Source organism: Ruegeria sp. CDSB117 (assembly GCF_059611005.1).
In genome coordinates this window covers 1-3,288 of sequence record NZ_JBXWOS010000064.1, presented here as the reverse complement: position 1 = coordinate 3,288, position 3,288 = coordinate 1, and the positions used below count along the sequence as shown (strand labels likewise).

The 3,288-nt window shown below is 51.6% G+C and carries 3 protein-coding genes; 2 read left to right on the top strand and 1 reads right to left on the bottom strand.

Annotation, left to right across the window (positions count from 1 at the left end):
* Window positions 1-482 precede the first annotated feature (482 nt).
* Both AC2FJC_RS23770 and AC2FJC_RS23765 read left to right on the top strand, forming a co-directional pair.
* On the top strand, window positions 483-1,079 hold the full coding sequence (locus tag AC2FJC_RS23770) for a TetR/AcrR family transcriptional regulator (RefSeq protein WP_496742188.1): 597 nt from the start codon (window positions 483-485) through the stop codon (window positions 1,077-1,079).
* A 121-nt stretch (window positions 1,080-1,200) separates the two neighbouring features.
* A complete protein-coding gene (locus AC2FJC_RS23765; RefSeq protein WP_282171167.1) occupies window positions 1,201-2,307 on the top strand; it encodes an alkene reductase in 1,107 nt (368 codons plus the stop codon).
* A 520-nt stretch (window positions 2,308-2,827) separates the two neighbouring features.
* Here the strand turns inward: AC2FJC_RS23765 and AC2FJC_RS23760 are convergent.
* On the bottom strand, window positions 2,828-3,288 hold a 461-nt coding region (locus AC2FJC_RS23760), incomplete at its 5' end, for an HNH endonuclease (protein WP_496742186.1).

Below are 3,288 nucleotides of genomic sequence, written 5' to 3'. Positions count from 1 at the left end.
ATTAAACTTCAGCTAACCTCGTTTTTTTTGCCTAACGCGCGGAAATTATTGTTGGTTTGCTTACGACGACCCGCCGTACTGATGCTCGTAAAACCAGTTCTGAATTCGTGGCTTTGTTACTCATTGGAGTAGTAATCCTCACAAGTTGAGGGCATTGGCCATGGATCTACCGAACCAATCTCTGGTTTGTGAGTGATCAACCTCAACGCATTGGACAAAGCCACAAATCAATCTGTCCAGTGTTGGAAACTAGTGCTGAGGGTGGTTTCTCTTTTCTACGATCTCGATCCTCTTCGTCTGACACTCCCGCAAAAAGACAAAAGGTCCTGATCCTAAGACTGGTGTGACGCCAAGCGCGACGGGAAGGTTTTTGTATTTCTACCGACCTAAATTCCTTTCTCTGGTCACAATACGGACTGACCATTCCAAAAATTCTCTACCGCCACCTTGAATTTCTGGACCGACCATTCCACATCCTGTTCATGAGCAAAGAAACTCACGCATTTGGCGACATCAAATCACCCGCAGGCCCGGGTAGGCCTCGCGCCTTTGACGAAGCTGAGGCTTTGGAAAAAGCCTTGTGCGTTTTTTGGCACAAGGGCTACGAGACCGCTTCTGTGGATGATCTGACCAAGGCCATGGGTTTGAGCCGGTCCAGCTTCTATGGAACATTCGGCAACAAGCAGGCTTTGTTTCACAAAGCTCTCAGGCACTATTCAAGGCGTGGTTTAAAAAATCTGCGTGACGTTGCAGATGCGGGCGGAAATGACCCCGTTGGTGCGATAATGGAAGCTTTGGCGAACCCGCAAGGTGGTCGTGACGGCTGCATGCTGATCAATTGCCTTACGGAGCTTGCTCCTCATGATGATGAAGTGGCGGCTCTCGGGCGACGGCATTTGGAGAATATTGACGAGATTATTGCAAGAGCGCTTGAGCCTTCGGATCCGGGACAGGTACTCGACAAGGCACGCGCCTTTGCGTCCCTTGCAATCGGCACACTAGCCTTGCGTAAGGCGGGCGTTCCCGATGAGCAGATATCGCAAACCCTGAAACAAGCCCGGTTGGTGATTTCGCCATAAGGCCCCCGCCACCAAAAGGAAATGAAACCTAACACAAACTCAAACAAGAGACAGTGACCCTAATATTGGACTGATTGGTCCAATAATATCTGATCAAAGTTTACCAAAGAAGGAAGCAGCAATGGTTGATGAAAAACTGTTCTCCGGCATCAAAGCTGGTGCAATCGAGCTGAAAAACCGCATTGTCATGGCGCCACTGACCCGCAACCGGGCCAGAGCCGAGGATGACAGCGTCCATGAATTGCAGGCCAAGTACTACGCCCAGCGGGCGGGTGCTGGATTGATCATCACGGAAGCATCGCAAATTTCGCCCCAAGGCAAGGGCTATGCCTGGACGCCCGGCATTTATTCCGAAGCGCAGATCAACGGCTGGAAAAAAGTGACTGAGGCCGTCCATGCCAAGGACGGGAAGATCGTAATCCAGCTTTGGCATGTGGGCCGGATTTCGCATTACAGCTTGCAGCAGGATGGTGGCGCCCCTGTTGCACCATCCGCAATTGGAGCTAAGGCCAAGACGTTTGATGGTGAGCAGTTTGTTGAAACATCTGAGCCGCGGGCTCTGGGTATCGAAGAAATTGCTGGCATTGTCGCCGACTACCGGCGGGCCGCGGAAAACGCCCGGAAAGCCGGTTTCGACGGTGTCGAGGTTCATGCAGCCAATGGATATCTTATCGATCAGTTCCTGCGGGACGAGTCCAACAAGCGTGAAGACGCATACGGCGGTCCTGTCGAGAATAGAGCACGGTTCCTGAAAGAGGTCATGGACGTGGTTGTCGATGTCTGGGGCGCCGACCGCGTTGGTGTCCGCCTCAGCCCATTCTCGGACGCCAACAACATCTCCGACAGCGACCCGCAATCGACTTTCTCTCATGCGGTCAAATTGCTGAATGACTATGGGCTGGCCTATCTCCATCTCGTAGAAGGGCAGACCGGCGGCCCTCGCGATATTCCGGAAGGTGGCGATCTGAAGGCGCTCTATGAATTGTTTGACGGTGCAAAAATGGGCAACAACGCTTATGACCGGGAAATGGCGGTTGAAGCAGTTGAAACCGGAGCCGTCGATCTGGTGGCCTTTGGCCGGCCGTTTATTTCCAACCCTGATCTTGTCAACCGGTTGGAGAAAGGCGCCGCTCTGAATGAGCTCGATCCAACTACCCTCTACGGCGGCAATGAAAAAGGGTACATCGATTACCCGGCACTAGCTGAGGAAGCGGTTGCCGCAGAGTGATACATCGCTCTAGCCTCCGTAGTGACAGGCAATACCAAATAGAGTGAGCGCGCCGATTTGGACGCGCTCACTTCGCGGGCACGGCAATATCCTTTCTTAAAGCCGGGATCTAACACAAGCCTACGAATGAACTGCTTCCCCATGAACAGGGTTGAATTTCTTCAATCAGAATACACTCTTGATTGAGAGGCGCCCGGTTTTAGTTGAAGAAGATGTGCGGTGACTACCATCAATTGAACGCGTTTCTCGAACAGCGCATTGTTATGGGCAAATCGTGCAAACGTATGCGCAAATGGCGCGCAATATTTTGGGCGAATGCCTTCAATTTTTGTGAGTAAGATCAATGGCGGCGATGCAGCGTTATGAGCGCCCCTACAATTTTGTAGGGACGCGCACAAACCTTCATGCACCCCATAAGTTTGCAAGATTTGCCCATAAGTTTGCATTGTTTCGCGATAATAGTGCAGAGAAGAGCAGGTAAATCGCCTTATGCGGGTGCTAAAGGATAGATTTCAGTTTCTCAAGGATTGAACACCTGATCGCGATGCCAGATCAGGTTTTCCTTGTGCCCAGCAGTTAGACCAGAGATCCGCTTGGAATGTCCGGACAACGAGCTCATTGCCGGCGCGGACAGTTTACTCGAAAACCAAGGTGTCCCGTCGTCCTTAAAAGTCACCAGACCCTTGTCGAATGCTGCGTCCCATAATGCTGACAGCAAAATTCCGTTGTGGACGTCCAACCGCTCAGCATCAGTTTCGCAGTCTTTCCACGGCTTAATGTGTGAGGCTCTAAGGAGTTCAGTGTCAGAAATGTCCGAAATCGGGCAGCGACCCTGCCAATAAGAGATCAATCGATTTCTGAAAATATCCTGACCAATGCGCTGCTTGACCAACCGCTCTGCCTCGTGTCTGACGTCAGCGCCCATGGGACAGTTTAGGTCGATTTGATAAGAGAGGGTTTCTGGCTCATCGTAACTGCCAA